We start from the raw sequence: 23,580 nt of genomic DNA on the forward strand, positions 1-23,580 counted from the left end.
AGGGAGGTTGATGGAAATGAAGCTGTTAAGAAGACTGGGACTGGCCGCGTCGCTGACGCTTGCCACGACCGCGGGCGTGGCGACGGTCGTCGACCATGCCGAAGCGCAGGACAAGAAGCTCAAGGTCTATCTGTCGCTGAGCTACAGCGGCAACTCGTGGCAGTCGGAGGCCGCCAACATCGTCAAGGCGCTGGCGCAGACGCCGCCCTACGACAAGACGGTGGAGCTGAAGGAGGTCATCTCCGGCACCGATCCGCAGGCGCAGATCTCCGCCTATGAAAGCATGATCCAGGATGGCGCCGACGGCATCATCAGCTTCCCGATCTCGTCGACGGCGCTGAACCGCACCATCCATCGCGGCTGCCAGAAGGGCGTGCTCTTCTTCATGTACGACGCGACGGTGACCGAGCCCTGCGCCTACAATGTCAGCTACATCACCGCTGGTTTCGGCGAGAACTCTGCCCAGGCGCTGGTCAACATCCTCGGCGGCAAAGGCAACATCTTCTTGAGCCGCGGCGTTCCGGGCAACTCGGTCGACAAGCGTCACACCGACGGCGCCATGCACATCTTCAAGCAATATCCCGGCATCAAGGTTGTCGCGGAATACTATTCCTACTGGGACGACCGCACCACGCAGCAGGAGACGGCCAAGGCGCTCGCCGCGCATCCGGACGTCGACGGCATCTGGGCCCAGGCCGGCGAATACGGCGCGATCCAGGCGCAGCTCGACAAGGGCAACAAGCTCGTGCCGATGACCGGCGAGAACTCCGACGGCTTCCGCCTTGGTCTGGCCGATCCGAAGATGCAGGGCATGGGCCTCAAGGGCGTCTCGGCCGGCTCGCCGCCCGCGACCTCCGGCTATGCCTTCAAGCTGATGATGGAGATCCTGACCAAGAAGCGCGAGCTGAAGCCGATGAACATCGAGTACCCGCTGCCGTGGGTGCCGGCCGATCAGGTCAAGCCCTGCAAGGGCGATACTTTCGCCGATGGCTGCAACGTCTTTCCGTCCGACAAGGTGCCCTCTTCCTTCGTCACCGAGGTCTTCAATCCAGAGCTCCTGCCGGAACTGTCGCTGCAGTCGGCGCTGGAAGGCAAGCCGACGCCGGGTGCGACGATCCAGCCGCTGCCGGCCGATGTGAAGCAGGCGCCCGACGCGCCCGGCATCAACTGCTCGTCCTGCAAGGCCCCGGCCGACGAATACAAGCTCACCAAGATCGAGCCGACGGTTAGGCCCTGACGATCGCAATGCGACAGATGGACGGCATCCTGCCGTCCATCCCACCCAAGACAAGGATGAGAAAATGCCGACCTTTCTGAAGCGGGGCAGGGATCCCGAGGCTGTCGCCCAGGGCGACGCGGTTGTTCGCACGACCGTCGAGACGATCCTCGCCGATATCGAGAAACGGGGCGACGCCGCCGTCCGGGAACTGTCGGAGCGTTTCGACAAATGGTCGCCGCAGAGCTTCCGGCTGAGCGACAGCGATATACAAGAGGCCATCTCCAAAGTCTCGGCGAGGGATCTGGAGGACATCCGCTTCGCCCAGGCGCAGGTCCGCAATTTCGCCGAGAAGCAGCGCGCCTGCCTGCAGGATCTCGAGGTCGAAACCCTGCCGGGTGTCGTCCTTGGCCACAAGAACATTCCCGTCGAGACGGTCGGCTGCTACGTGCCGGGCGGCAAATATCCGATGGTCGCTTCCGCGCATATGAGCGTGGTCACCGCAAGGGTCGCCGGCGTGAAGAAGATCATCGCCTGCGCGCCGCCTTTCCAGGGCGGGCCGCATCCGGCCATCGTCGCCGCCATGCACATGGGCGGCGCCGACGAAATCTACGTTCTGGGCGGCATCCAGGCCGTCGGCGCCATGGCGCTCGGAACCGAGACCATCGGTCGCGTCGACATGCTTGTCGGTCCCGGCAACGCCTTCGTCGCCGAGGCCAAGCGCCAGCTCTACGGCCGCATCGGCATCGACCTGTTCGCCGGCCCGACCGAGACGCTGGTGATCGCCGACGACAGCGTCGACGGCGAGATCTGCGCGACCGACCTGCTCGGCCAGGCCGAGCACGGCCCGACGAGCCCGGCGGTGCTTCTGACCAATTCTGAGAAGCTGGCGCGCGACACCATGGCGGAGATCGAGCGCCAGCTGAAGGTGCTGCCGACGGCCGAGATCGCCGCCAAGGCCTGGGCCGACTATGGCGAGGTGATCGTGTGCGATTCCTACGAGGAGATGGTCGCGGAAGCCGACCGGATCGCCTCCGAGCACGTGCAGGTGATGACGCGCGATCCCGACTACTTCCTGAACAACATGCGCAACTACGGCGCGCTGTTCCTGGGGCCGCGCACCAATGTCGCCTATGGCGACAAGGTCATCGGCACCAACCATACGCTGCCGACCAGGAAGGCGGCCCGCTACACCGGCGGTTTGTGGGTTGGCAAGTTCATCAAGACCTGCACCTATCAGCGCGTCTTGACCGACGAAGCGAGCGCCATGATCGGCGAATACTGTTCGCGCCTGTGTGCCCTCGAGGGTTTCTACGGGCATGCGGAGCAGGCCAACATCCGGGTCCGCCGCTACGGGGGTCGCAACGAGGCCTAAGGCAGCGCGCCAACGGAGTTTTCATGTCGATCGTCGCCCGCAACAAGAACAGCAAGCCCCGCGTGACCGTAAAGGATCTGGCGCGCGATCTGGGCATGTCTGTTTCGACCGTCTCCAGGGCTTTCCACGCCGATGCCGTAATCGCCAAGGACACCCGGGACGTGGTGCTGAACCGCGCGCGGGAGATCGGCTATTCGCCAAACCCCTTCGCGCGCAGCCTCATCACCAAGAAGACGCGCATCGTCGGCGTGGTCGTCGCCGACATCACCAACCCATTCTATCCGGAAGTGCTGACCCGGCTCACCACCGAGCTGCGCGCCATCGACATGAACGTGATGCTGGTCGCGGCCGACCAGTCGGGCGAGGTCGACCAGGCGCTGCGCCTGCTCCTCAACTACCAGCCCGACCTTGCCATCATCCTCGCGGCGACCTTGTCCTCGGAAGCCGCGCAGGAATGCCGCAGGGCCGGCACGCCGGTGATCTTCTTCAACCGGCTCTCTGCCGACGACCACGCCTTCGGCATCTCCTGCGACAACATCCTCGGCGGCCGCAGCATTGCCGATTATCTGGTCGACACCGGTCACCGGCGCCTGGCCTACATCGCCGCGCTGGCCGACGCCTCGACCAATGTGGCCCGTCACCGCGGCTTCAGCGAGCGCGCGGTCGAACGGGGGCTTGCCGCGCCCGTCGTCATCGAGGCGGGGCAGTTCAGCTACCACGCCGGCTATGAGGCCGCTCGCAAGCTGCGCGATCTCAAGGAGATGCCAGACGGCGTGTTCTGCGCCAACGACATTCTCGCCATCGGCTTCCTCGACGGGGTGCGGCGGGAGCTTGGCCTCGGCGTGCCCGAAGACATATCGATCGTCGGCTTCGATGACATCGAGATGGCTCATTGGCCCTCGCACGGGCTGACGACCGTCCAGCAGCCCATCGAAAAGATGCTGGAGGCGACGGTCTCGCTGGCCAAGGAACTCGGCACGAATGCCGGGCGGGAGCCGGTGGTGCAGATGATTCCGCCAGGTTCCGTGATCGAGCGCGCGACGACGCGCCGGAGGCATCATGGCTGACATGTCCGCCAAGCATTTCTTCGAGCGTGCCGTCACCATCCACCGCTACGACTGCGAGCTGATTGCGGCGGCGCCGTCGGATGCCGAAGGCGGCGAAACCAAGCAGGCGATCGAGAACGATCCTGCGGCCCAGGAGGCCGTCGTCCGCTATGTGGTCGCCGCCCGCCCCATCTATGACGGCCTGCGCCGGCTGATCGGGCAGGTCGCCGGCCTGCTGGTCCTGGCCGAGGCCGGCGGCCGCCGCGACGTGCTCGACCTGCCGGATATCCCGGCGGCGCGCGAGCGCTGGGCGGAGGTCGAGCAGCGCCTGGGCGCCCTGCAGGCGCCGGGCGGCCTTGAGGGCCACCTCGCCCGCCTGGAGACCGCCCACGCCACGCTCGGCGAAGTGCTCGACGATTTCGGTCTGGCCCGGCTGCAGCGCGATTGGCAGCAGCATCTCGACCGTGCAGGAGACAGGATCAAGCACGCCTATGCCTGGCTGCAGGCGGCGTCCGAACCGCGCGCCGGCATGACGCCGGTCGATTTCAATCATGCCTGCTGCAGTTGCGCGCAGCGCTGGCGACATCAGGGAGGAAACGATGGGGCAATATTCGATCTGGGTGCTTGAGTACAGCTACGTCACCAACTACCACAAGAGCGGCGTGCTCTACGGCGCCCACAACCAGGGCTACGTCAAGCTTCCCTATTGCTATGCGCTGATCAAGGGCAACGGCCACGTCGCCATGGTCGATGTCGGCTACAACAACAAGGACTACGGCAAGCATCTCGGCGACAAGTTCGGCGTCGAGAACTGGCGCTCGCCCGAGATCGTCCTCGGCGAAATCGGCCTGGCGCCGAAGGATGTCGACACGGTCTTCATCACCCACGCCCATTTCGACCATTTCGGCAATGTCGAGGACTTCCCCAAGGCGACCTTCTACATCCAGGAGAAGGAGATCGCGAAATGGGTCTGGGCGATGTCGCTGCCTGACCGCATGCGCTGGATGAACGTCGCCGTCGACCCGGGCGATATCGTGCGCGGGGTCGATCTTGCCCGCCAGAAGCGGCTGGTGACGCTCGATGGCGCCAGGCAGGACGTGTTGCCGAATGTAGACCTCAATCCCGCCTTCGACAGCCACACCTATGGCTCGATGTGGGTCACCGTGCGCAACGGCAAGGAAGACACCTGGGTGCTGGCGGGCGATCTGGTCTATGTCTTCGACAATATCGAGGGCTCGGGCGCGGCCGTCGATGTCGAGACGCTTTATGTCCCGGTCGGGCTTGCGGTCGGCAGCCAGACCAATCTCGTGCTGGCGACAGAAGAGATGATGAAGCAGGTGAACTACGAGGCGCGCCGCGTCATTCCAATCCATGAAGAACGGCTGAAGGACCGTTTCCCGTCGCGTATCACCAAGGACGGCCTGCGCATCACTGAAATCTGCCTCGCGGACGGCGAGAAGTCGCGGGTGCAGTAATGGAGGCAATCCGCGAGGTCGCTATTGTCGGGGCGGGGCTTGTCGGCCGCGGCTGGGCGATCGTCTTCGCCCGGGCGGGGCATGACGTGGTCATCTACGATGGCAGCGCCGAGATCCGTGCTGCGGTGATCGACAGGATCCGCGCCAGTCTTGCCGACATGCAGGGGGCCGGGCTGGTCGAAGCCATCGATCCCGTCATGCGGCGGCTGTGCGTAGCCGACACGCTGGAGGCCGCGGTCGCCGACGCCGACTATATCCAGGAATCGGTGCTCGAACGGCGTGACGTCAAGCAGGCCGTCTGCCTCGAAATCGACCGCGCCATGCGGCCGGACGCGGTCGTGGGCAGTTCGAGCTCGGGCATTCCCGCCTCGGCTTTCACGGAACAATGCGTCAACCGGGCCCGCTTCCTCGTGGCGCATCCCGTCAACCCTCCGCACCTTATCCCGCTGGTCGAGCTTGTTCCGGCACCTTGGACGGACGCCGAAGTCCTGCCCTGGCTGCGGGCGCAGATGGAACAGGCGGGCCAGGCCGCCATCGTCGTGCGCAAGGAGGTCGACGGTTTTGTCCTCAACCGGCTGCAGGGGGCCTTGCTCAACGAGGCCTGGGCCTTGTTGGAGGAAGGCGTCGCAAGTGCGGCCGACATCGACCTGACCGTGTCGCACGGGCTCGGCTACCGCTGGTCCTTCATGGGACCGTTCGAGACGATCGACCTCAACGCGCCGGGCGGCATCGCGGATTATGCGCGACGCCTGGGACCGCTCTACCACGCGATCGCGCTGGCAAGGCGCGATCCGGCGCCGTGGTCCGAAGCGCTTATCGCCAAGGCCGAAGCCGAGCGTCGCGAAAAGCTAGAGCTATCCCAGCTTGGCGAACGCAGCACCTGGCGCGACCGCAATCTCATGGCGCTGGTCGCCCGCAAGCGACGCACCGGCGTCTGACACGGAGACGGCCATGGCGGCAATGCTGCAAGACAAGGTCGCCCTGGTGACCGGAGGGACCGGCGGTATCGGGGCGCGGATCGTATCCAGGCTGGCGCAGGAAGGGGCCTCGGTCGTCATAGGCTACAACAGCTCGCGGCAGACGGCCGAAGCGCTGGTCTCGACGCTGGCGCCCGGCGATCACATGGTCGCCGAGGCGGCCGTCACCGACAGCGATTGCCTGGCGCGGCTGGCCGGCCAGATCGACAAGAGGTTCGGGCGGCTGGATATCCTGGTCAATTGCGCCGGTATAACCCGCTTCGTCCCGCATCCGGACCTCGACAGCCTGGACGATGCGTTGATCGACCGCATCCTCAGCGTCAACGTGCGTGGCGTCATCGCCACGACAAGGGCGATGCGACCGTTGCTCGACCGCACTGGCGACGGCGTCGTCGTCAACATCTCGTCGATCGCGGGCGTAACCGCCATGGGCAGCAACATCGCCTATTGCGCGTCCAAGGCCGCGGTCGACAACCTGACCAAGTCGCTGGCGCGCGCGCTCGCGCCGAAAATCAGGGTCGTGTCGGTCTCGCCCGGCGTCGTCGACACCGATTTCATCAAAGGCCGCGACGAATCCTGGCGCGATGAACAGGCGAGCCGGACGCCGCTCGGGCGATTGGGCACGCCCGACGATGTCGCCGAGGCGGTCCTGGCGGCCGCGGCGCAGCTTCGCTTCGCGACGGGTGTTGTCATTCCGGTCGACGGCGGGCGGCCTTTGGCGTGATTGTGTCTTCAACGCCCGCACGGCCCCTGGAGAGAGCTGAATGACCGCAACCATTGCCATCACCGTCGGCGATCCGGCGGGCGTCGGGCCAGAGATCGCGCTCAAGGCCGGCCGGCATTTCGCGCCGCAACTCGAAACCGGCGCGTTTCGGCTGCGCATAGTCGGGTCGCTGTCGGTGCTGGGCGAGGCGGCGCGGTCGCTCGGTCTGCCGTTGCCCGCCGTCGCGCAAGCTGACGAGCCGCTCGGCATCTGGCCGATCGAGGGTTCCGCTGTCGCAATCGGCCAGGTCTCCGCGGAAGGCGGCAGGCAGGCCTACGAGGCCGTGGCCGAGGGCGTGCGCCGCACGATGGCGGGCGAGGCGTCGGCGATCGTCACCGCGCCGCTCAATAAGGAATCGCTGCACCTGGCGGGTCATCGATTCCCCGGTCACACCGAACTGCTGGCGGCGCTGACCGGGGCGCGCGACAGCGCGATGATGCTCGCGCACGGAGCCTTCCGCGTCAGCCATGTCACGACGCACATTGCCCTGGAGGATGTGCCGAAGCGGGCGACGGAGCCACGCATGCGCCGGGTTCTCGACCTGACGATCGAAGCCTTGAGGCATCTGGGGATCGCCGCCCCCCGCGTCGCGATCGCAGCGCTCAATCCGCATGCCGGCGAAGGCGGCATTTTCGGCACCCACGACATCCGCGTGACGGAGCCGATCGTCGCTGATTACAGGGCACAGGGCCACGATATCCATGGTCCCGTCCCGGGCGACACCGTCTTCGTCAAGATGCGCGGCGGCGCCTATGACGCGGTCGTGGCCATGTATCACGACCAGGGCCATATCCCGGTGAAGCTGCTCGGCTTCCAGATCGACCCGCGGACCGGCGAATGGCTTGGCCTGAGCGGGGTCAACATCACGCTCGGCCTGCCGATCGTGCGAACCTCCGTAGATCACGGCACCGCCTTCGACATAGCCGGCCGCGGCATCGCCCGGGAAAGCAGCCTCATCGAGGCGATCGACTACGCCTTGTCGCTCACCGCGGAGAAGGCTGCGTGAAGCTTGGCCCGACCGGGCGCGGCGCTAGCAAGCAGGATGTGCTGATCGTCGCCGACGACATTACCGGCGCGCTCGACACGGCCGGCTATTTCGCCACGCCCGAAAACCCGATCCAAATCTGGCTCGATCGGCCGCCCGCCATTTCCGGCGGCAATGCGATCGACCTCGACACGCGTGATCTCGACGAGACAACGGCTTGCGGGCGCGTCGCCGAGATTTTTGCCGGCCGCGAGCGGGGCGTGCTCTCATTCAAGAAGATCGACAGCGTCATGCGCGGCCACCCGATCGCGGAGGCAGTCGCCGTCTTTCGCGCCGGGCGGTTCCGGCGGGCGCTTTTTGCCCCTGCTTTTCCGGCGATGGGCAGGGTGACGGTCGACGGGCGGCAGCTTGTGATCTCGCAGGACGGCAAGGTGCAGGTCGGGCCGGCCTTGGTCGATGCACTGTCAAGCCATGGCATCCCGGCGGCGATGCTGGGCAAAGATGCTGTGCCGGGCGGATTTGTCGTCGCCGACGCTTCCAGCGACGCGGAGCTTGCGGATGCCGTCGCGGCGTTCGGGGAAGGCGACGACGATCTCTATATCGGCGCCGGAGGGCTGGCATCGGTGCTTGCCGGGCGCGCATCTGCCAGCCTGTCGCCGCCGACGCTCGATCTGGCGATTTGCGGAACGAACCATCCGGTGACCCTGCGTCAGATCGCGGCTGTTCCGGGGTTGCGGTCGCTCATGATGGACGGCAGCACTATGCAGCCCGAGCCGCCAGTCATGCTGGTTTCTCCCTCGAATGCGGTCTCGGTTCCTGAAGCGCGCGCCATGATCGAGCGTTCGCTCGCGCGGCTCGTGGCCACCGCGCCGCGTCCGCGAGCCGTGCTGGTGACGGGCGGATGGACCTTGCGGTTGCTGCTCCGCATTTGCGCCGCCTCCCATCTTCTTTGCGAGGGACTGTACGAGCCGGGCGTTGCGATGAGCCGGATGGTCGCGGGCACGTGGGACGGAACGGCGATCGTCTCGAAATCCGGCGGGTTTGGCGACGACAACTTGCTCGTTCGATTGTTCGCGCCGGGTGCAAAGGAAAGCGCCCGAGGAAAGCCCTATGCCGGTGGCGGCAACTAGGCTAAGGGCTTCCTGTCAGAGGGATGCTTATGAATATTCCGATTCTGGATGGGAATCAGGTGCGGAGACGGGTTCGATCCGGACTGGGTGCGCGATCAAACAGTCTCCTCGCGATGCTTGGGTTTTCGGCATTCGCGCTCGTTGCCTGCCAATCGACCCCAGACACACGGCCTGTTGCCGACCCGCAACCCGCTCCAGCCGCTGCTCCCGCTCCGGCCTCGTCGAATTCGGCTATGCTGGACCAGACGGTGACGGTCGTTCCGCCCGGCAAGGGCGTTCCGGCCAAATATGCCGCATTCTCCGGCATATGGGCAGGGCAGCTCAACGGCATGTATGACGGCAAGCTGGCGGTCCTGACCGTGTCCTCGGGCGGGCAGGTGACGGCCAGCTATGCATGGGGCGACCTGGCCGACAATAAGCCGGGCGTCGCCGATGGCTCTGGCAGGATTTCCGGCAACACGTTGAAGCTCGGACGCCTGCCGAACGGCGCGGATATCACCGCCACGATGCCGTCGCCGGGAACGCTCAGCGTTACCTATGCGCTTGCCGGCCAGACCTATGCCGGCTCGTTCGCCCGGGTCGGCCAGTGAGAAAAGCCCGTCGCTAAGATTGAAGCGGGTCCCGCGTGATCCGCACGCACATCGGCGTTCCGATCTCGATGGCGTGGCCGGTGTCGGTCAGCCGGCCGCTCTGCTCGTCGCGGGCGAAGATCGAGATGCGGTCGGCGTTCTGGTTGGCCGAAAACAGATGCTTGCCCGACGGCGTCAGCGCGAGGTTGCGCGGTGTCGCGCCACCGCAAGGCGCGAAGTCGACGAGCTCCAGTTTCCCCGATTGCTGGTCGACGGCGAAGATGACGACGCTGTCATGGCCTCTGTTGGAACCGTAGAGGAAGCGCCCATCGGGCGAGATCTGGATGTCGGCGCAGTGATTATGCGCGCGAGCCTCTCCGGGAACCGCCGGCTTGGTGTCGATTGTCTCGAGCCGCCCCGAGGATGGGTCGAGAGCCAAGGAGACGACCGTCGAGCCCAGCTCGTTCATGACGAAGACGAAGCGGCCGTTCGGGTGCAGCGCCACATGACGCGGCCCGGCGCCGGGCGCAAGCGCCGAGGAAGCGAGCTTCACCAGCGCGCCGTCCGGCTCGACCCGGTAGGAAACCAACTGGTCGATGCCGAGATCGGCGACGATGGCGACGCCGCCCTGGATGGTTTCGGTGACGCTGTGGGCATGCGGCCGCTCCTGCCGCTCGGCATTGGGGCCGGTGCCGGAATGCGCCACGCTCGCCAGCGGCGCGGTCAGGCCACCGTCGGCCGCAAAGCCGAACACGGCGACCGCCTTGTCGGGGCCGCCGCTGCCCATGCCGTAATTCGCCACCAGAAGCTTGCTGCCGTCGCGCGTGATCGTGTTGTGCGCCGTGATGCTGCCAAGCGACGGCTGCTTGTTGATATAGGCGAGTGAGTTGGTGGCGCGCTCGAAGCGATAGGCCGAGACCGTTCCCTCGCGCCAGGCAAAGACTTCCGAATTGGCATAGATGCGGGAGCCATCCGGCGTCACCGACAGGAAGGTCGGATTGTCGACATCGTTGGTCTCGGCGAGTTTCTGCACGGCAAGCGTCGCCTCGTCGAAGGCATAGACGCCGAGGCCGATGCCGCGCGCGCCCTGGAAATAGGGCGCCTCGCGGTTGAGGCTGCCGACAAAGACAAGACAGGCGCTTTGCATCGATCTTCCTCCTAGCAGGTTCCGCAAAGTGTCCCACGGTTTTGCGAAGAGAACCCTGCGAAAAACAACAATCCCTGAGCAGGCATTCGTGGGCTTGCCCGCGACTTCCTGCTCACGGCCGGGGGCTCGTCCGCCCGCGCCGGCTCTCCAAAAATTTCGCCGATCATCGCTTGCAAGGCAATCCCATATGTGAAAATAATATTCACAAAAGAAAACTCACAGGAGGAGAGCGATCATGCATCTCGCCATTCGGCATCGTGCCCGGAACCGATCTGCAGGCCGCGCCGGAAGCTCCCGGAGAGGATCATGAGCGCATTCTCGCCGACCGTCGGTGTCGCCTCGACGCATCCGGCCGACATGCCTGAGGCGCATGCCGAAATCCCGGTCTGGAATTCGGAAAACTGGCTCTACGAGGACTGGCAGCCCGGCCACAAAATCCGCTCGCTCCGCCGCACCATCGCCGAGGGCGAAAGCCATATGTTCAATACGCTGGTGCTGGATATCCATCCCTACGTGCAGGACCAGATGTTCGCCGGGAAGGAAGGCATCTTCGGTCGGCGGCTGGTGGCCGGCGCCTTCGTCTTCTCGGCCGGGCTCGGCCTCGTCGCCACCAACTGCATCAACGCCTTTTCCTACGGCTACGATAAGCTGCGCTTCATCAAGCCGGTCTTCATCGGCGACACCATCTATTCGATCCGCACCAACCTCGACAAAAAGCCGCGCTACCAGGACATGGGCCTGATCCGCGCCAGCTACGAAGTCTTCAAGGGTGAAGGAGAGCTGGTGCTCTACTGCGAGCATCTGCAGACGGTGAAATACAAGAACCCGGCCGATTTCGTCGGCAAGACAGAGAAGTGAACCGTGGCCGCTGACACCGAACTTCCGCTGACCGGCCTCGTCGTCGTCGACATGAGCCAGTTCCTGTCGGGACCTTACTGCTCGCTGCGCCTGCTCGACCTCGGTGCGCGCGTCATCAAGATCGAGCGGCCCGACGGCGGCGACCTGTCGCGCCGGCTTTATCTCAGCGACACCGAGATCGGCGGCGATTCCACCATTTTCCACGCCATCAACCGCGGCAAGGAGAGCCTGGCCGTCGACCTCAAGAACGAGGCCGATCTCGCCATGCTGCGCGCGCTGATCGCCAAGGCCGATGTGCTCATCCAGAATTTCAGGCCGGGCGTCATCGAGCGGCTCGGCCTCGACTATGAGCATGTGAGGACGATCAACCCCCGGCTCGTCTACGCCTCGATCAGCGGCTATGGCGAGGACGGTCCCTGGGTGAAGCGCCCGGGGCAGGACCTGCTCGCCCAGGCTCGTTCGGGCGTGATGTGGCTGAACGGCGACGAGGAGCAGGGGCCGGTGCCGTTCGGCCTGGCCATCGCCGACATGCTGGCGGGCGCGGCCTGCGCCCAAGGCATCCTCGCCAAGCTGGTGCGGCGCGGCATCACCGGCGAGGGCGGTCACGTCGAGACCAGCCTGCTCGAGGCGCTGATCGATTTCCAGTTCGAGGTGCTGACCACGCATCTCAACGACGGCCGCCGCCTGCCGAAGCGTTCGTCCTTCCGCAGCGCGCATGCCTATCTCTCGGCGCCTTACGGCGTCTATCCGGCCAAGGACGGCTACTTGGCGATCGCCATGACGCCGATCCCGAAGATTGCCGATCTGCTCGAATTGCCCGGGCTCGATCCGTTCCGCGACAAGCCCGCGACCTGGTTCACCGCCCGCGACGAGATCAAGGCGATCATCGCCAGGCGCATCGCCGAAAAGACCATCGACGAATGGCTGGCCATACTCGAGCCAGCAGATGTCTGGTGCGCCAAGGTGCTGACCTGGCCGGAACTGATGCAAAGCGACGGCTTCAAGACGCTCGACATGCTGCAGACCGTGACGCGCGAGGACAATGTCTCGATCCTCACCACCCGCACGCCGCTGCGCGTCGACGGCGCGCGCGCCAAGGTCGACCGCGCCGCCCCGCGCATCGGCGAGCACAGCGAAAAGATCCGCGCGGAGTTCGGCCTGTGAGCGGCGTTTCGTTGAAGGGCATGACCTGGAGCCATCCGCGCGGCCACGACCCGATGGTGGCGTGCTCGGCGCTTTGGCAGCAAAAGACCGGCGTCTCGATCGAATGGGAAAAGCGCTCGCTGCAGGACTTCGAGTCCTTCCCGGTGGAAGAACTCGCCCGCGCCTATGATCTGATCGTCATCGACCATCCACATGTCGGTCAGATCACCGCCGAGAAATGCCTGGCGCCGCTCGATGTGCCGGGACGCGAAGCGGAACGCGAGGCGCTGGCCAGGGGAAGCGTCGGCCGATCCTATCCGAGCTACACCTGGCAGGGCCGGCAATGGGCTTTCCCGATCGATGCCGCGACCCAGGTGCAGGCCTGGCGGCCCGACCTGATCGGGACCGCGCCGGCGATCTGGACGGAAGTGCTGGCGCTCGCCGAGCAGGGGCGCGTGCTCCTGCCGCTCCGGCCCCCGCATTCGCTGATGTGCTTCTACACTTTGGCGGCCGATCTCGGCCGGCCCTGCACGGTCGACGGCTCGGCCGACCTTGCCGACGGCGAGACCGGCGAAACCGCCTTCGAGATGCTGCGCGAGATCGCGGCGCTCGTCGATCCCGCATGCCTGACGATGGACCCGATCGCCGTCTTCGAAAAAATGGCCGAGCCCGGTTCGCGCATCGCCTGCGCGCCGCTGATCTACGGTTATGTTCCTTACGCGGTAGCGGGTTTCCGGCCGCATCGCCTCGCCTTTGCCGACATGCCGGTCGCCGGCGGCAATGGCCCGGTCGGCTCGGCGCTCGGCGGAACCGGCATCGCCGTCTCCGCCTTTTCCGCCGCGCGCGAGGCGGCGGTCGACTTCGCCTATTGGATCGCCAGCGGCGACGTGCAGCGCGGGTCCTACGCCACTGCCGGCGGCCAACCCGGCCATGCCGCGGCCTGGGAGGACGATGCCGTCAACGCCGCGACCGGCGACTTCTATCGCGACACGCGCGCGACGCTGGAAGGCGCCTGGGTCCGCCCGCGCCATGACGGCTACATGGCGTTCCAGCAGCGGGCCTCGGACCGCATCAATGAAGGTCTTGCCGGCCGGCAGGGCGCCCGCCGCGTCGTCGCCGACATCAATCGCCTGTTCCGGGAGAGTTTCGCGCCGGCCATCGCCGGTTAGTTCCAGTGCACCAAGGGAGGAAAAAATGACCAGCCTGATACGCGGCATGCTCGCCGCAACTGCCATAGTCTCGATCCCGCTCGCGGCCCATGCCGCCGACGTGAAGTCGGTGATTGACGGCCTGCCCGCCGATCTCAAGGCGCAGTATGACGGCGCCCCGCAGAAAGTTCTGCCCTCGGCCTGGGACAATTTCACGCCGCCGCCCAAGCCGTGGAAGTGGTGCCACTCGGAGAGCTACCAGGGCAATCCGTGGCGCGTGTCGGTCACCAAGGAGCTGAAGCGGCTGGTCGACGGGCTCATCGCAGACGGCACGGTGTCGAGCTTCGAGGTCTCGGATTCGAACAACGACCCGAGTCAGCAGATCAACCAGATCCGCGCCTTCATCGACAAGAAGTGCTCGATCATCACCTCGATCCCAGGCTCGGCGACGGCGCTCGACGACGCCGTGGATGCAGCGGCCAAGGCGGGCATTCCCTTCATCACGGCGGCCGGCTCGATCACCAGCCCCAACGCCATCAATGTCGATTCCAACTATGCCCGCTGGGGCTATGACATGATGACTGCGATCGGCAAGGCCAAGCCCGACGCCAGCGTGCTGGTGGTCGAAGGCATCGCCGGCCATCCGATCGTGGTCCAGGAGAAGCAGGGAGCCGACAAGGCGCTGGCCGAGAACAAGGGCCTCAAGGTCGCGCGCACGGTCAACGGCAACTGGACGGCCAACGTCACCAAGACGGTGGTGCTGCAGGCCATCGCCACCAATCCGGCGCCGATCGACGCGGTGTGGACCACCGGCAGCGAAAGCCGCGTCGTCGCCGAGGCCTTCGCCGAAGCCGGTCGGCCGGCGCCGCTGATCACCGGCTCGATCACCGGCGATGCGCTCGGCTACTGGAAAGCCAATCCCGACAAGTACCGCTTCGAGGGCCATGCCGTGCTGCCCGGCTGGACGGCGCAGACGCTGTTTCGCGTCGGCGAGCGCATGCTCGACGGCCAGAAGCCGAAGCTCAACACGCTGCTGATCCCGATCCCGCCGGTGCATGCCGCCGAGCTCGACAAATGGTATAAGGACTGCATGACGCCGGATGCCGTTTCGGTCTTCCCGGTGCCGCCGACGGACCCGATGCCCGAGGACGTGCTCGACGCCTATTTCGCCAATCCCGCGCCGACCAAGGGCTGGGATTATTCCAAGGTGCCGGACGCCTGCGCCAAGTGATGTCACGTGAAGCCGGCTCTCCTTGAGAGCGCCGGCTTCTCTCTTTTTGGAAAGACACATGCTCGAAGTCCAAGGCGTCTCCAAACGCTATGGCGAAACCGTCGCGCTGGCCGAGGGATCAATCGCCTTCCGTCCTGGCACGATCCATACGATCCTGGGCGAGAACGGCTCGGGCAAGAGCACGCTGGTGAAGCTGTTGTCCGGCATCGTGCAGCCGGATGGCGGCGCAATCCTGCTCGACGGCAAGGCGTTCCCCGGCGCGCAGCCCGCCGCCTTTCAGGCCGCCGGCTTCGCCACGGTTTTCCAGGAGGTGCTGGTCGCGCCCGACCGCTCGGTGGCCGACAACATCCTGCTTGGCCTCGACGGGCTTTGGCGCCGAGGCGTCCCGCGCGGCGAGCGACAGGCCCGGGCGCAGGCGGCGCTCGGCCGCTTCGCGGTGACGCCGATCGATCTCGACCGGCCATGCGGCGAGCTGCCGCTTGCCGCAAGGCAGCTTGTCGTGCTCGCCCGCGCCGTCATCCGCAACCCGCGTGTCCTGATCCTCGACGAGGTGACGGCGGCGCTCGATTTCGCCGACCGCGAGTCGGTGTTCGCGCTGATGCGCGCCATGGCCGGGTCGGGCACGCTGATCCTGTTCATCACGCACCGCATGGACGAGGTGATGGCTTTGTCCGACCGCATATCGATCCTGCGCGCCGGCCGCGTCGTTAAGACAGAAGAGCGCGGCGTATCGACCCCGGTCGAGCTTCTGGCGGCGATGGCGCCGCAGACGGCAGCGGAGCTGGCGCATGGCTGAGGCAAAGGCCCTTCGTGTGCGTGAGCTTGTCATCGCGCCCGGCGTCGATCCGATCAGCCAGGCCATCGCGCCAGGCGAGATCGTCGGTCTTGCCGGCCTCGACGGTCATGGCCAGGAACGCTTCCTGCGCGCTCTGGCCGGGCTGGAGCGGCCGGTCGCGGGCGAGATCGCCGTCGACGGCAAGGCAGGATCGATCACCAGCTTCCGCAAGGCCGTCGCCGGCGGCATCGCCTATCTGCCGCGCGACCGTCGCTCGACAGGCATTTTCCCGACGCAGTCGGTGCTCGACAATTTCGCCATCTCCACCGTGTCGAATGACCGCCGTTTTGGCCTCTTGAGCTTCGCTGCGCGGCGTCGTCGCTACGAGGCTTACCGGCAAAGGCTCAGTATCGTCGCGCCGCGTCCCGACGCGGCCATAACGACATTGTCCGGCGGCAATCAGCAGAAGGTGCTGCTCGCGCGGGCCCTTGCGCTGGAGCCGAATTTTCTCCTGCTCAACGATCCGACGCGCGGTGTCGACGTCGCGACCCGGCACGTGCTCTACGACGTCTTCCGCGACCTCGCCGCCGAGGGCATGGCCCTGGTGATCCTGTCCAGCGAGATCGAGGAGATACTGCTTCTCTGCCACCGGGTGCTGGTGTTCCGCGAGCAGCGCGTGTCGGCTGAGTTCTCGGGCGCGCAGATGACCACCGACACGGTGATCGCGGCCATGTTCGGACGCGCCGCATGAGCCCGGTCCTTCGCAAATTGCGCGGCGTCGGCTTTGCCGTGGTGATGCTGGTCGTCCTGCTCGTGCTCAACGTCGCGCTCAATCCGGCGCGCTTTCAGCCCTCGTCCTGGGGCACGCTGCTCGGGCTGGCCGCACCCCTGATCGGCGCGGCCGTCGCCTCGGCGCCGGTCATCCTGGCGGGACGCGGCGGCATCGACATCTCCGTCGGTCCGCTGATGGGCTTCGTCAACGCCCTGGTCATCCAACTGCTGTTCCTCAATCTTGGCATCTCGTCGCCGCTGGTCATCGTTCCGGCCGCACTGCTGGTCGGTGCGGCGGTCGGCGCCGCCAACGGCGTGCTTGCCACGATCGTTCGCATCCAGCCGATCGTGGCGACGCTCGGCACCTATCTGATCCTCACCGGCGTCACGCTCACCATCCTGCCGGCCCCGATCGGTCCGGCGCCGGACTGGCTGAAGGCCATGGCGGGGCCGCTCTCGATCGTGCCGCTGGCGCTGATCGGCCTCTGCTGGCTGCTCATACGCCGCACACCCTATTACGACCTGCTGATGGCCGTCGGCAGCGACGACCGCGCCGCCTACACGGCTGGCGTGCCGGTGACCAAGGTGCGGCTGATTGCCTATGTCCTGACCGGGATCTTCGCCGCCGGCGCCGGGCTGATGCTCACCTCGCTGATCGGCTCGGCCGACCCTAATATCGGCCCGACCTACACGCTGATTGCGATTGCAGCCGTGGCGCTCGGTGGCGTCAGCCTTGCCGGCGGGCGCGGCGGGCTAGGCGGTGCCGCGATCGGCGCCATCGATATCTTCCTGCTGCAGAGCCTGCTCACCACCTTCAACGTCTCGACCTACGTGCTGCAGATCGCCTATGGCCTGATCCTCGTTATCGCCGTGGTGCTGACGGCGGTGCAGGAACGGCTGTCGAGGCGGAAAGGCTGACCGGGATGACAAGCAACTGGTTCCAGTCCACCAATGCCCGCATCGCCGGCGCCTTCGCGATGGCGTTGCTGTTGCAGATCGTCGGCACGCTGCTCATCCCGGGCTATTCGGCACCCTTTGCCATCCGCGCGCTGCTGGTCATCGCCTCGCTGCTGGCGGTCGCCTCGATCGGCCAGACGCTGGTCGTCATCCTCGGCGGCATCGATCTTTCCATCCCCTTCGTCATCGGCTTCGCCAATGTCGTGGCGGCGCAGCTTTACGGCCAGGGCTGGAACTTCACACTTGTCTGCGTTCTCGTCGGCATCCTTGCCATCGCGATCGGCGCGCTCAACGGGCTGATCTCGCGCGGGCTCAATATCCATCCGCTGATCGTCACGCTCGGCATCGGCATGGTCGTCCAGGGCGCCGTGCTGTTGTGGACCGGGGGTTTCCCTTCCGGCTCGGCGCCGCAGGTCGTGTCCAGCTTCGTCTCGATCGGCGGATCGGTCGGTCCTTTGCCCGTGCCGTTGTTGGTGCCATGCCTCGTGGTACTGACGGCGCTGATCGTGCTGGTGCTGGCCCGCACGCCCTACGGGCGCCGCCTCTATGCGGTCGGCAGCAACCCGGAGGCAGCACCTCTGGCGCTGATCGATCCGCTGCGCATGTGGATCGTCACCTATGCGGCGAGCGCCTTCTTCGCGGCGGTCGCCGGCGTGCTTTTGCTCGGCTTCACCGGCTCGGCCTATGGCGATGTCGGCCAGCCCTATCTCTTCCAGACGATCGCTGCCGTCGTGGTCGGCGGCGCAGCACTCGTCGGCGGCCGCGGCAGCTATCTCGGCACCATCGCCGGCGTTCTGGTGCTGACCGAAATCAACACGCTGCTGATCGGGCTAGGCTTCCGGCCGTCGACGGTGCAGGCCGCGCTCGGCCTTGTCATCCTGCTGCTGGTGTCGCTCTACGGTCGCGAGCGCCACGTCCGCACGACGATTTAACCACCTAACCGCCATAGCCGGCGCGCATTGCCCGAAAGCAGGCGCGCCCGCTCCGACTCGCTCGCGCCGGCCAGCAGCGCATGCGTGGCGGCAATCCAGGTCGTCAGCCCGCCGCCCAGCGTGCAGACCGGCCAGTCGCTGCCCCAGATCACCCGGTCCCAGCCGAACGAGCTTATCGTGTGCTCGACATAGGGCTTGAGCGTCTCGACCGTCCAGGTCGCCGGATCGGCATAGGCGACGACACCGGAGATCTTGGCCGTGACGTTGGGCCGCCTGGCGATGGCTTCCATATGCTCGCGCCACGGATGCTCGGCATTGCCGTTGATGTCGGGCACGCCGCAATGGTCGAGGACGAACTGGACGTCGGGCGCAAGGTCGGCAAGCGCCATCGCCTTCGGGATCTGGTGCGGCAGCACCACCAGGTCGAAGGTCAGGCCGGTGCCGGCCAGCCGCTTGATGTTCTGGCGAAACAACGCCCCTTCCGACAGATCCTCGGGCACGACATGCAGCACGCGGCGGAAACCCTTGACGAACGGGTCGGCCTTGACCGTCTCCAGATAGGCCTCGAAACCGGCCTCCTCCGGCCGGCAGGAAGCGATCGCGCCCTTGAGGAGGCTTCCAGCCCGGCCGGCGACCGACTTCACATAGGCGGTCTCGGTGGCGATGTCGGCGGGGTCGACATCGACTTCCATATGCAGCACCGCTTCGATGCCTGAGCGCCGGGCGTCGGCGGCATATTCCTCATAGGAGAAATCGCGGTTCAGCGCCGGCGCGCCGGCCAGCCACGGATAGCGAAGCGCGCTCTGGTCGATGAGATGCAGGTGCGTGTCGATGATCATGGCAGCGTCTCCTCCCGTTGTGCCAGACAATATCCCGCCTAAAAATCCATTATTCAAATAAGAAATTACTGCGATTGCGGAACATCGGATCCGGCAAGCTGCGACAGTCTGGAGGCGGCGCCTTGCAGATGCCTGATCGTCAGCGTGATGTCCGGCGCCGTGGGCGCGTTGACGAGCGTGATATAGGGGATGGTCAGCGCCGCGATGGCCCTGCCGTCCGGGCCTAGCACCGGCGTCGAGAGATTGTAGACGCCGGCGGTCTGCAGCGACGCCATCATCTCGTAACCGCGATCCCGCACCTGGTCGAGCCGGGCGAAGAACTCCGGCGTCAGGTTGAACTGTTCGGTGCTCTGCAGATGCTCGGCGATCATCATCTTGCGCTCTTCCAGCGAGCGGAAGGCGAGCAGCACATGGCCGGAACCGGTGTCGAACAGGCTGATATGCGAGCCGACGCGGATCGAGATGCCCCAGTAGCGCGGCGCTTCCTGCTGCGCGATGACCACGGCGGCGCCGCGGTCGAACACCACCAATTGGTTCGCCTGCCATGAGGTTTCGGCCAGTTCCCGCATGATCGGCGTCGCGTAGGACACCAGCCGCCGCACCGGCGCGTGCAATTGCGCCAGCCCGAACAGCTTGAGCGTCAGCGAATAGCGGTCGCCGTCGATCTTGGTGACATAGCCGCGCCGCACCAGCCGGTCGAGCATCCGGTAGAACTCGTTCGGGCTGCGGTCGAGCCGCTTGGCGATCTCCGCCTGCGTCAGCCCGCCATCGACGCTGGACAAGAGCTCGAGAATGTCGAGGCCCTTGTCGAGCGCCGGCGCGCGGTAGCGGTCCCCATCTTCTTCCTCTGCCATCTGCCCCTCCAGTGAATTTCGATCTGCATATATGCATGAACTTCATTCGGCTGAAAGCATAATCGCCTTGACCCGGGAATGAAAATGCTATTTGCATATGAATGAAACCTGATCGGCGCGGTTCCGCATCCTGCGGGGCCGTCGCCACAGGCTCATGGGAGGAGAACATGACGAGACTGCTTCTGGCCGCTTCGACGGCTTTGGTCGGACTGATGCTGAGCAATGCTGCGTTTTCGGCCGATCTGCCTGGCAAATTTCCGGGCGTGACGATCGACGTGAAGCTGATCGGCGGCCAGCAATATGAGAAGCTCTACGAGCGCATTCCCGAATGGGAGAAGGCGACCGGCGCCAAGGTCAACATCCTGACCAAGAAGAACGGCTTCGACATCGACAAGGAATTGAAGTCCGACATCGCCTCGGGCAGCACCAACTGGTGCGTCGGCTGGAACCATTCGTCCTTCGCGCCGCAATATACCGGTCTCTACACCGATCTCAGCAAGCTCCTGCCGAAGGAAGAGATCGACGCTTTCGTGCCCTCGACGATCAAGGCCGCGACCATCGATGGCAAGCTTGAGATGCTGCCGCGCGCGCAGTTCGACGTCTCGGCGCTCTACTACCAGAAGAGCCTCTACGAGAACGCCGACAACAAGACCAAGTTCAAGGCCAAATACGGCTACGACCTTGCGCCGCCGGACACCTGGAAAGAGGTCACCGACCAGGCCGAGTTCTTCGCCAACCCGCCCAATTTCTACGGCACCCAGTTCGCCGGCAAGGAAGAGGCGATCAACGGCCGCTTCTACGAGATGGTGGTCGCCGAGGGCGGCGAATATCTCGACAAGGACGGCAAGCCCGTCTTCAACTCCGAGGCTGGCATCCGCGCGCTCGACTGGTTCGTCAACCTCTACAAGGCCAAGGCCGTGCCGGCCGGCACCACCAACTACCTCTGGGACGATCTTGGCCAGGGCTTTGCCTCCGGCACCGTGGCGATCAACCTCGACTGGCCGGGCTGGGCCGGTTTCTTCAACGATCCGAAGTCCTCGAAGGTCGCCGGCAATGTCGGCGTCAAGGTCGCGCCGAAGGGATCCTCCGGCAAGCGCACCGGCTGGTCGGGCTTCCACGGCTTCTCGGTGACCGAGAACTGCGCCAACAAGGAAGCCGCCGCTTCGCTGGTGTGGTGGCTGACCAATGAGGACAGCCAGAAGCTCGAAGCCGCCGCCGGCCCGCTGCCGACCCGCACCGCGGTCTGGGACTGGGACCTGAAGCAGGCCGAGAACGATCCGTACAAGAAGGAGGTTCTCGCTGCCTTCCAGGAGGAAGCCAAGCACGCCTTCGCCGTGCCGCAGACGCCTGAATGGATCGAGATATCCAACGCCGTCTACCCCGAGCTGCAGGCGGCGATCCTTGGCGACAAGACGACCAAGCAGGCCCTGGACGAGGCGGCCGCCAAGGCGACGCAGATCCTTCAGGACGCCGGCAAGTTGTAAGCATTGCTGCCAACATCACCTCCCCCATCGCGAATGGGGGAGGTGATGTATGTCGCCGGTTCGGACTTTCCGTTTCCGGTCGGGGCGTCGCCGGTGGGCGGCCCGAAGTTGAATGAAAAAACCTCACAGGATCCTGATGAAGGGCTTCAAGCCATCCGCGCCGTTCCTGCTGCTGCTTCCGGCCATCATCGTGCTGGCGGCGGTCGTGGTGCTGCCGTTGATCCTGTCGCTCTATTCCAGTTTCACCCCGTTCCGGCTGACCCGGCCCGAGACGTTCTTCGTCTTCGTCGGCTTCAGGAACTATCTCTCGATCCTGTCCAATGCCGATTTCTGGTGGGCCTTCGGCCGTACCGTTTTGTTGCTCACCATCGCGCTCAACCTCGAAATGCTGCTCGGCCTCGGCCTGGCGATGCTGGTCGAGAAGGCGACACGCGGCCAGCGCATCCTGCGCACGCTGATGATGTTTCCGATGATGTTCTCGCCGATTCTGGTCGGCTTCCAGTTCAAGTTCATGTTCAACGACAATATCGGCTTGGTGAACAATGCGCTGCAATCGCTAGGGCTCACGCAGGATGCCATCCCGTGGCTGATCGAAGGCCATCTCGCCTTCATCGCCATCTCGATCGCCGAGATCTGGTCGTCGACTTCGATCTTCGCCATCCTGATCCTGGCCGGGCTGCTCGCCATGCCCAAGGAGCCGATCGAGGCGGCGCGTGTCGATGGCTGCACGCCCTGGCAGACCTTCCGCTACGTGGTCTGGCCCTTCGTCATGCCTTTCGCCTACATCGCCATGACCATCCGCTCGCTCGATGTCGCGCGTGCCTATGACATCGTCAAGATCATGACCGATGGCGGCCCCGCCGGCCGCACGGAGCTTTTGTGGACGCTGGTCGGGCGCACCGCCTACAGCGACGCCCGCATGGGTCTCGCCAACGCCATGGCCTATTTCTCGATCCTGCTGTCGATCGCCTTCACCGTCTATTTCTACAACAAGCTCGCCGCGGCGCGCGCGCAGATCGGCGCGGAGTGGTGACAATGGACGAGAACGCCTCCGCCCGCCTCACCCGCCGCGCGCTGACCGTCGCGCATCGCGTCGGCCTGTTTCTTGCCATGCTCCTCATCGGCCTGCCGGGCATCTGGATCGTGCTGTCGTCGCTGCGGCCAACGGTCGAGATCATGGCCAAGCCGCCGGTCTGGATCCCGCAGGAACTGTCCTTCGACGCCTACATCGCCATGTTCAGCGGTATCGGCAAAGGCGGCATTCCGGTGCTCGACTATTTCCGCAATTCGCTGATCATCTCGGTCACGTCGACGGTGATCGCGGTAGCGATCGGCATGGCCGGCGGCTACGCCTTCGCCCGCTACCGCTTCCGCGGCAAGTCGGGCATGTTCCTCGGCCTGATGCTGACGCGCACCGTGCCCGGCATCGCGCTCTCGCTGCCTTTGTTCTTCCTTTATGTGCGGCTGGGCATCATCGACACCCATATCGGCATGATCCTGGCCTATGTCGCGCTCAACGTGCCCTTCACCATCTGGCTGATCGATGGCTTCTTCCGCCAGGTGCCGAAGGACTTGGCCGAAGCCGCGCAGATCGACGGCTGCACCCGCTGGCAGGCCTTCTGGCAGGTCGAATTCCCGCTGGCGCGACCCGGCATCGCATCGGCCGCGATCTTCGCCTTCCTCACCTGCTGGAACGAGTTCGCGCTGGCCTCGCAGCTTACCCGCTCCGTCAATTCCAAGACGCTGCCCGTCGGGCTGCTCGACTACACGGCCGAGTTCACCATCGACTGGCGCGGCATGTGCGCGCTGGCCGTGGTGATGATCATCCCGGCGCTGACCCTCACCTACATCGTCCAGAAACACCTCGTCGGCGGTCTCACCTCCGGCGCGGTGAAAGGTTGACTT

Annotated in this window: 24 protein-coding genes; 21 read left to right on the forward strand and 3 right to left on the reverse strand. The window is 65.5% G+C overall.

Annotated elements, in window-relative coordinates:
* Positions 1–16 precede the first annotated feature (16 nt).
* The 10 genes from FJ471_RS06415 (at position 17) to FJ471_RS06460 (ending at position 9,557) form a co-directional block, all read left to right on the forward strand.
* Positions 17–1,237, forward strand: a complete 1,221-nt coding sequence (locus tag FJ471_RS06415; RefSeq protein WP_140802314.1) for a sugar ABC transporter substrate-binding protein — start codon at positions 17–19, stop codon at positions 1,235–1,237.
* A 64-nt stretch (positions 1,238–1,301) separates the two neighbouring features.
* Positions 1,302–2,591: a histidinol dehydrogenase gene (gene hisD / locus FJ471_RS06420; protein WP_140802315.1), complete on the forward strand. Its 1,290-nt coding sequence runs from the start codon at positions 1,302–1,304 to the stop codon at positions 2,589–2,591.
* A gap of 23 nt (positions 2,592–2,614) precedes the next feature.
* On the forward strand, positions 2,615–3,658 hold the full coding sequence (locus FJ471_RS06425) for a LacI family DNA-binding transcriptional regulator (RefSeq protein ID WP_140802317.1): 1,044 nt from the start codon (positions 2,615–2,617) through the stop codon (positions 3,656–3,658).
* Complete coding sequence (locus FJ471_RS06430; protein WP_140802318.1) at positions 3,651–4,265, forward strand: hypothetical protein; 615 nt, start codon at positions 3,651–3,653, stop codon at positions 4,263–4,265. The genes FJ471_RS06425 and FJ471_RS06430 overlap by 8 nt, the downstream gene beginning before the upstream one ends.
* Positions 4,237–5,112: an N-acyl homoserine lactonase family protein gene (locus FJ471_RS06435; RefSeq protein WP_140802320.1), complete on the forward strand. Its 876-nt coding sequence runs from the start codon at positions 4,237–4,239 to the stop codon at positions 5,110–5,112. Before FJ471_RS06430 ends, FJ471_RS06435 begins: the two co-directional genes overlap by 29 nt.
* The gene (locus FJ471_RS06440) at positions 5,112–6,050 is read left to right on the forward strand and encodes a 3-hydroxyacyl-CoA dehydrogenase (RefSeq protein WP_140802321.1); all 939 of its coding nucleotides are present in this window, start codon (positions 5,112–5,114) and stop codon (positions 6,048–6,050) included. Before FJ471_RS06435 ends, FJ471_RS06440 begins: the two co-directional genes overlap by 1 nt.
* Before the next feature lie 13 nt (positions 6,051–6,063).
* The gene (locus FJ471_RS06445; protein ID WP_140802323.1) at positions 6,064–6,813 is read left to right on the forward strand and encodes an SDR family oxidoreductase; all 750 of its coding nucleotides are present in this window, start codon (positions 6,064–6,066) and stop codon (positions 6,811–6,813) included.
* 40 nt (positions 6,814–6,853) lie between these two features.
* Entirely contained in the window at positions 6,854–7,858 is a 1,005-nt protein-coding gene (gene pdxA / locus FJ471_RS06450) for a 4-hydroxythreonine-4-phosphate dehydrogenase PdxA (protein WP_140802327.1), read from the forward strand.
* Positions 7,855–8,967, forward strand: coding sequence for a four-carbon acid sugar kinase family protein (locus tag FJ471_RS06455; RefSeq protein ID WP_140802330.1), 1,113 nt, complete (start codon positions 7,855–7,857; stop codon positions 8,965–8,967). The genes pdxA and FJ471_RS06455 overlap by 4 nt, the downstream gene beginning before the upstream one ends.
* 233 nt (positions 8,968–9,200) lie before the next feature.
* Positions 9,201–9,557 (forward strand): hypothetical protein, encoded by a 357-nt coding sequence (locus FJ471_RS06460; protein ID WP_246684629.1) that lies wholly within the window; start codon positions 9,201–9,203, stop codon positions 9,555–9,557.
* A gap of 13 nt (positions 9,558–9,570) precedes the next feature.
* On the opposite strand, the gene FJ471_RS06465 is transcribed toward FJ471_RS06460, so the two are convergent.
* Entirely contained in the window at positions 9,571–10,683 is a 1,113-nt protein-coding gene (locus FJ471_RS06465; protein ID WP_140802334.1) for a lactonase family protein, read from the reverse strand.
* Between the two features lie 306 nt (positions 10,684–10,989).
* On the opposite strand from FJ471_RS06465, the gene FJ471_RS06470 reads away from it, so the two are divergent.
* Genes FJ471_RS06470 through FJ471_RS06505 form a run of 8 tightly spaced genes read left to right on the forward strand, consistent with a single transcriptional unit; the run spans position 10,990 to position 18,498 of the window.
* The gene (locus FJ471_RS06470) at positions 10,990–11,541 is read left to right on the forward strand and encodes a MaoC family dehydratase (RefSeq protein WP_140802337.1); all 552 of its coding nucleotides are present in this window, start codon (positions 10,990–10,992) and stop codon (positions 11,539–11,541) included.
* Positions 11,542–11,544: 3 nt separating this feature from the next.
* Complete coding sequence (locus tag FJ471_RS06475) at positions 11,545–12,705, forward strand: CaiB/BaiF CoA-transferase family protein (protein WP_140802339.1); 1,161 nt, start codon at positions 11,545–11,547, stop codon at positions 12,703–12,705.
* A 20-nt stretch (positions 12,706–12,725) separates the two neighbouring features.
* Entirely contained in the window at positions 12,726–13,853 is a 1,128-nt protein-coding gene (locus FJ471_RS06480) for an extracellular solute-binding protein (RefSeq protein WP_181179208.1), read from the forward strand.
* Positions 13,854–13,878: 25 nt separating this feature from the next.
* Positions 13,879–15,063 (forward strand): substrate-binding domain-containing protein, encoded by a 1,185-nt coding sequence (locus FJ471_RS06485; RefSeq protein WP_140802341.1) that lies wholly within the window; start codon positions 13,879–13,881, stop codon positions 15,061–15,063.
* 58 nt (positions 15,064–15,121) lie between these two features.
* Positions 15,122–15,859: an ATP-binding cassette domain-containing protein gene (locus FJ471_RS06490; protein ID WP_140802342.1), complete on the forward strand. Its 738-nt coding sequence runs from the start codon at positions 15,122–15,124 to the stop codon at positions 15,857–15,859.
* Complete coding sequence (locus FJ471_RS06495; RefSeq protein ID WP_140802343.1) at positions 15,852–16,589, forward strand: ATP-binding cassette domain-containing protein; 738 nt, start codon at positions 15,852–15,854, stop codon at positions 16,587–16,589. Before FJ471_RS06490 ends, FJ471_RS06495 begins: the two co-directional genes overlap by 8 nt.
* Positions 16,586–17,527 (forward strand): ABC transporter permease, encoded by a 942-nt coding sequence (locus FJ471_RS06500; protein ID WP_140802344.1) that lies wholly within the window; start codon positions 16,586–16,588, stop codon positions 17,525–17,527. The genes FJ471_RS06495 and FJ471_RS06500 overlap by 4 nt, the downstream gene beginning before the upstream one ends.
* A 5-nt stretch (positions 17,528–17,532) precedes the next feature.
* Positions 17,533–18,498, forward strand: a complete 966-nt coding sequence (locus tag FJ471_RS06505; protein ID WP_140802345.1) for an ABC transporter permease — start codon at positions 17,533–17,535, stop codon at positions 18,496–18,498.
* On the opposite strand, the gene FJ471_RS06510 is transcribed toward FJ471_RS06505, so the two are convergent.
* Together FJ471_RS06510 and FJ471_RS06515 are read right to left on the reverse strand one after the other, a co-directional pair.
* Positions 18,495–19,337, reverse strand: a complete 843-nt coding sequence (locus FJ471_RS06510; protein ID WP_140802346.1) for an amidohydrolase — start codon at positions 19,335–19,337, stop codon at positions 18,495–18,497. The two genes, FJ471_RS06505 and FJ471_RS06510, sit on opposite strands and share 4 nt — an antisense overlap.
* 65 nt (positions 19,338–19,402) lie before the next feature.
* Entirely contained in the window at positions 19,403–20,191 is a 789-nt protein-coding gene (locus FJ471_RS06515; protein WP_140802347.1) for an IclR family transcriptional regulator, read from the reverse strand.
* 167 nt (positions 20,192–20,358) lie between these two features.
* Here FJ471_RS06515 and FJ471_RS06520 point away from each other — a divergent pair, with 167 nt between their 5' ends.
* The 3 genes from FJ471_RS06520 (at position 20,359) to FJ471_RS06530 (ending at position 23,577) form a co-directional block, all read left to right on the forward strand.
* Positions 20,359–21,675: a sugar ABC transporter substrate-binding protein gene (locus tag FJ471_RS06520; RefSeq protein ID WP_140802348.1), complete on the forward strand. Its 1,317-nt coding sequence runs from the start codon at positions 20,359–20,361 to the stop codon at positions 21,673–21,675.
* Between the two features lie 136 nt (positions 21,676–21,811).
* Positions 21,812–22,708 (forward strand): sugar ABC transporter permease, encoded by an 897-nt coding sequence (locus tag FJ471_RS06525; protein ID WP_140802384.1) that lies wholly within the window; start codon positions 21,812–21,814, stop codon positions 22,706–22,708.
* 2 nt (positions 22,709–22,710) lie between these two features.
* A complete protein-coding gene (locus tag FJ471_RS06530) occupies positions 22,711–23,577 on the forward strand; it encodes a carbohydrate ABC transporter permease (protein ID WP_140802349.1) in 867 nt (288 codons plus the stop codon).
* The last annotated feature ends 3 nt before the right edge of the window (positions 23,578–23,580 follow it).

This window comes from Mesorhizobium sp. B2-7-1 (assembly GCF_006440735.1).
Taxonomy (GTDB): Bacteria; Pseudomonadota; Alphaproteobacteria; order Rhizobiales; family Rhizobiaceae; genus Mesorhizobium.

Excerpts from the sequence above, each read along its gene's own strand:
- FJ471_RS06415 (WP_140802314.1), top strand. The coding sequence starts at position 17 with ATGAAGCTGTTAAGAAGACTGGGACTGGCCGCGTCGCTGACGCTTGCC.
- hisD (WP_140802315.1), top strand. The coding sequence starts at position 1,302 with ATGCCGACCTTTCTGAAGCGGGGCAGGGATCCCGAGGCTGTCGCCCAG.
- FJ471_RS06425 (WP_140802317.1), top strand. The coding sequence starts at position 2,615 with ATGTCGATCGTCGCCCGCAACAAGAACAGCAAGCCCCGCGTGACCGTA.
- FJ471_RS06430 (WP_140802318.1), top strand. The coding sequence starts at position 3,651 with ATGGCTGACATGTCCGCCAAGCATTTCTTCGAGCGTGCCGTCACCATC.
- FJ471_RS06435 (WP_140802320.1), top strand. The coding sequence starts at position 4,237 with ATGGGGCAATATTCGATCTGGGTGCTTGAGTACAGCTACGTCACCAAC.
- FJ471_RS06440 (WP_140802321.1), top strand. The coding sequence starts at position 5,112 with ATGGAGGCAATCCGCGAGGTCGCTATTGTCGGGGCGGGGCTTGTCGGC.
- FJ471_RS06445 (WP_140802323.1), top strand. The coding sequence starts at position 6,064 with ATGGCGGCAATGCTGCAAGACAAGGTCGCCCTGGTGACCGGAGGGACC.
- pdxA (WP_140802327.1), top strand. The coding sequence starts at position 6,854 with ATGACCGCAACCATTGCCATCACCGTCGGCGATCCGGCGGGCGTCGGG.
- FJ471_RS06460 (WP_246684629.1), top strand. The coding sequence starts at position 9,201 with ATGCTGGACCAGACGGTGACGGTCGTTCCGCCCGGCAAGGGCGTTCCG.
- FJ471_RS06465 (WP_140802334.1), bottom strand. The coding sequence starts at position 10,683 with ATGCAAAGCGCCTGTCTTGTCTTTGTCGGCAGCCTCAACCGCGAGGCG.
- FJ471_RS06470 (WP_140802337.1), top strand. The coding sequence starts at position 10,990 with ATGAGCGCATTCTCGCCGACCGTCGGTGTCGCCTCGACGCATCCGGCC.
- FJ471_RS06480 (WP_181179208.1), top strand. The coding sequence starts at position 12,726 with ATGACCTGGAGCCATCCGCGCGGCCACGACCCGATGGTGGCGTGCTCG.
- FJ471_RS06485 (WP_140802341.1), top strand. The coding sequence starts at position 13,879 with ATGACCAGCCTGATACGCGGCATGCTCGCCGCAACTGCCATAGTCTCG.
- FJ471_RS06490 (WP_140802342.1), top strand. The coding sequence starts at position 15,122 with ATGCTCGAAGTCCAAGGCGTCTCCAAACGCTATGGCGAAACCGTCGCG.
- FJ471_RS06495 (WP_140802343.1), top strand. The coding sequence starts at position 15,852 with ATGGCTGAGGCAAAGGCCCTTCGTGTGCGTGAGCTTGTCATCGCGCCC.
- FJ471_RS06500 (WP_140802344.1), top strand. The coding sequence starts at position 16,586 with ATGAGCCCGGTCCTTCGCAAATTGCGCGGCGTCGGCTTTGCCGTGGTG.
- FJ471_RS06505 (WP_140802345.1), top strand. The coding sequence starts at position 17,533 with ATGACAAGCAACTGGTTCCAGTCCACCAATGCCCGCATCGCCGGCGCC.
- FJ471_RS06510 (WP_140802346.1), bottom strand. The coding sequence starts at position 19,337 with ATGATCATCGACACGCACCTGCATCTCATCGACCAGAGCGCGCTTCGC.
- FJ471_RS06515 (WP_140802347.1), bottom strand. The coding sequence starts at position 20,191 with ATGGCAGAGGAAGAAGATGGGGACCGCTACCGCGCGCCGGCGCTCGAC.
- FJ471_RS06520 (WP_140802348.1), top strand. The coding sequence starts at position 20,359 with ATGACGAGACTGCTTCTGGCCGCTTCGACGGCTTTGGTCGGACTGATG.
- FJ471_RS06525 (WP_140802384.1), top strand. The coding sequence starts at position 21,812 with ATGAAGGGCTTCAAGCCATCCGCGCCGTTCCTGCTGCTGCTTCCGGCC.
- FJ471_RS06530 (WP_140802349.1), top strand. The coding sequence starts at position 22,711 with ATGGACGAGAACGCCTCCGCCCGCCTCACCCGCCGCGCGCTGACCGTC.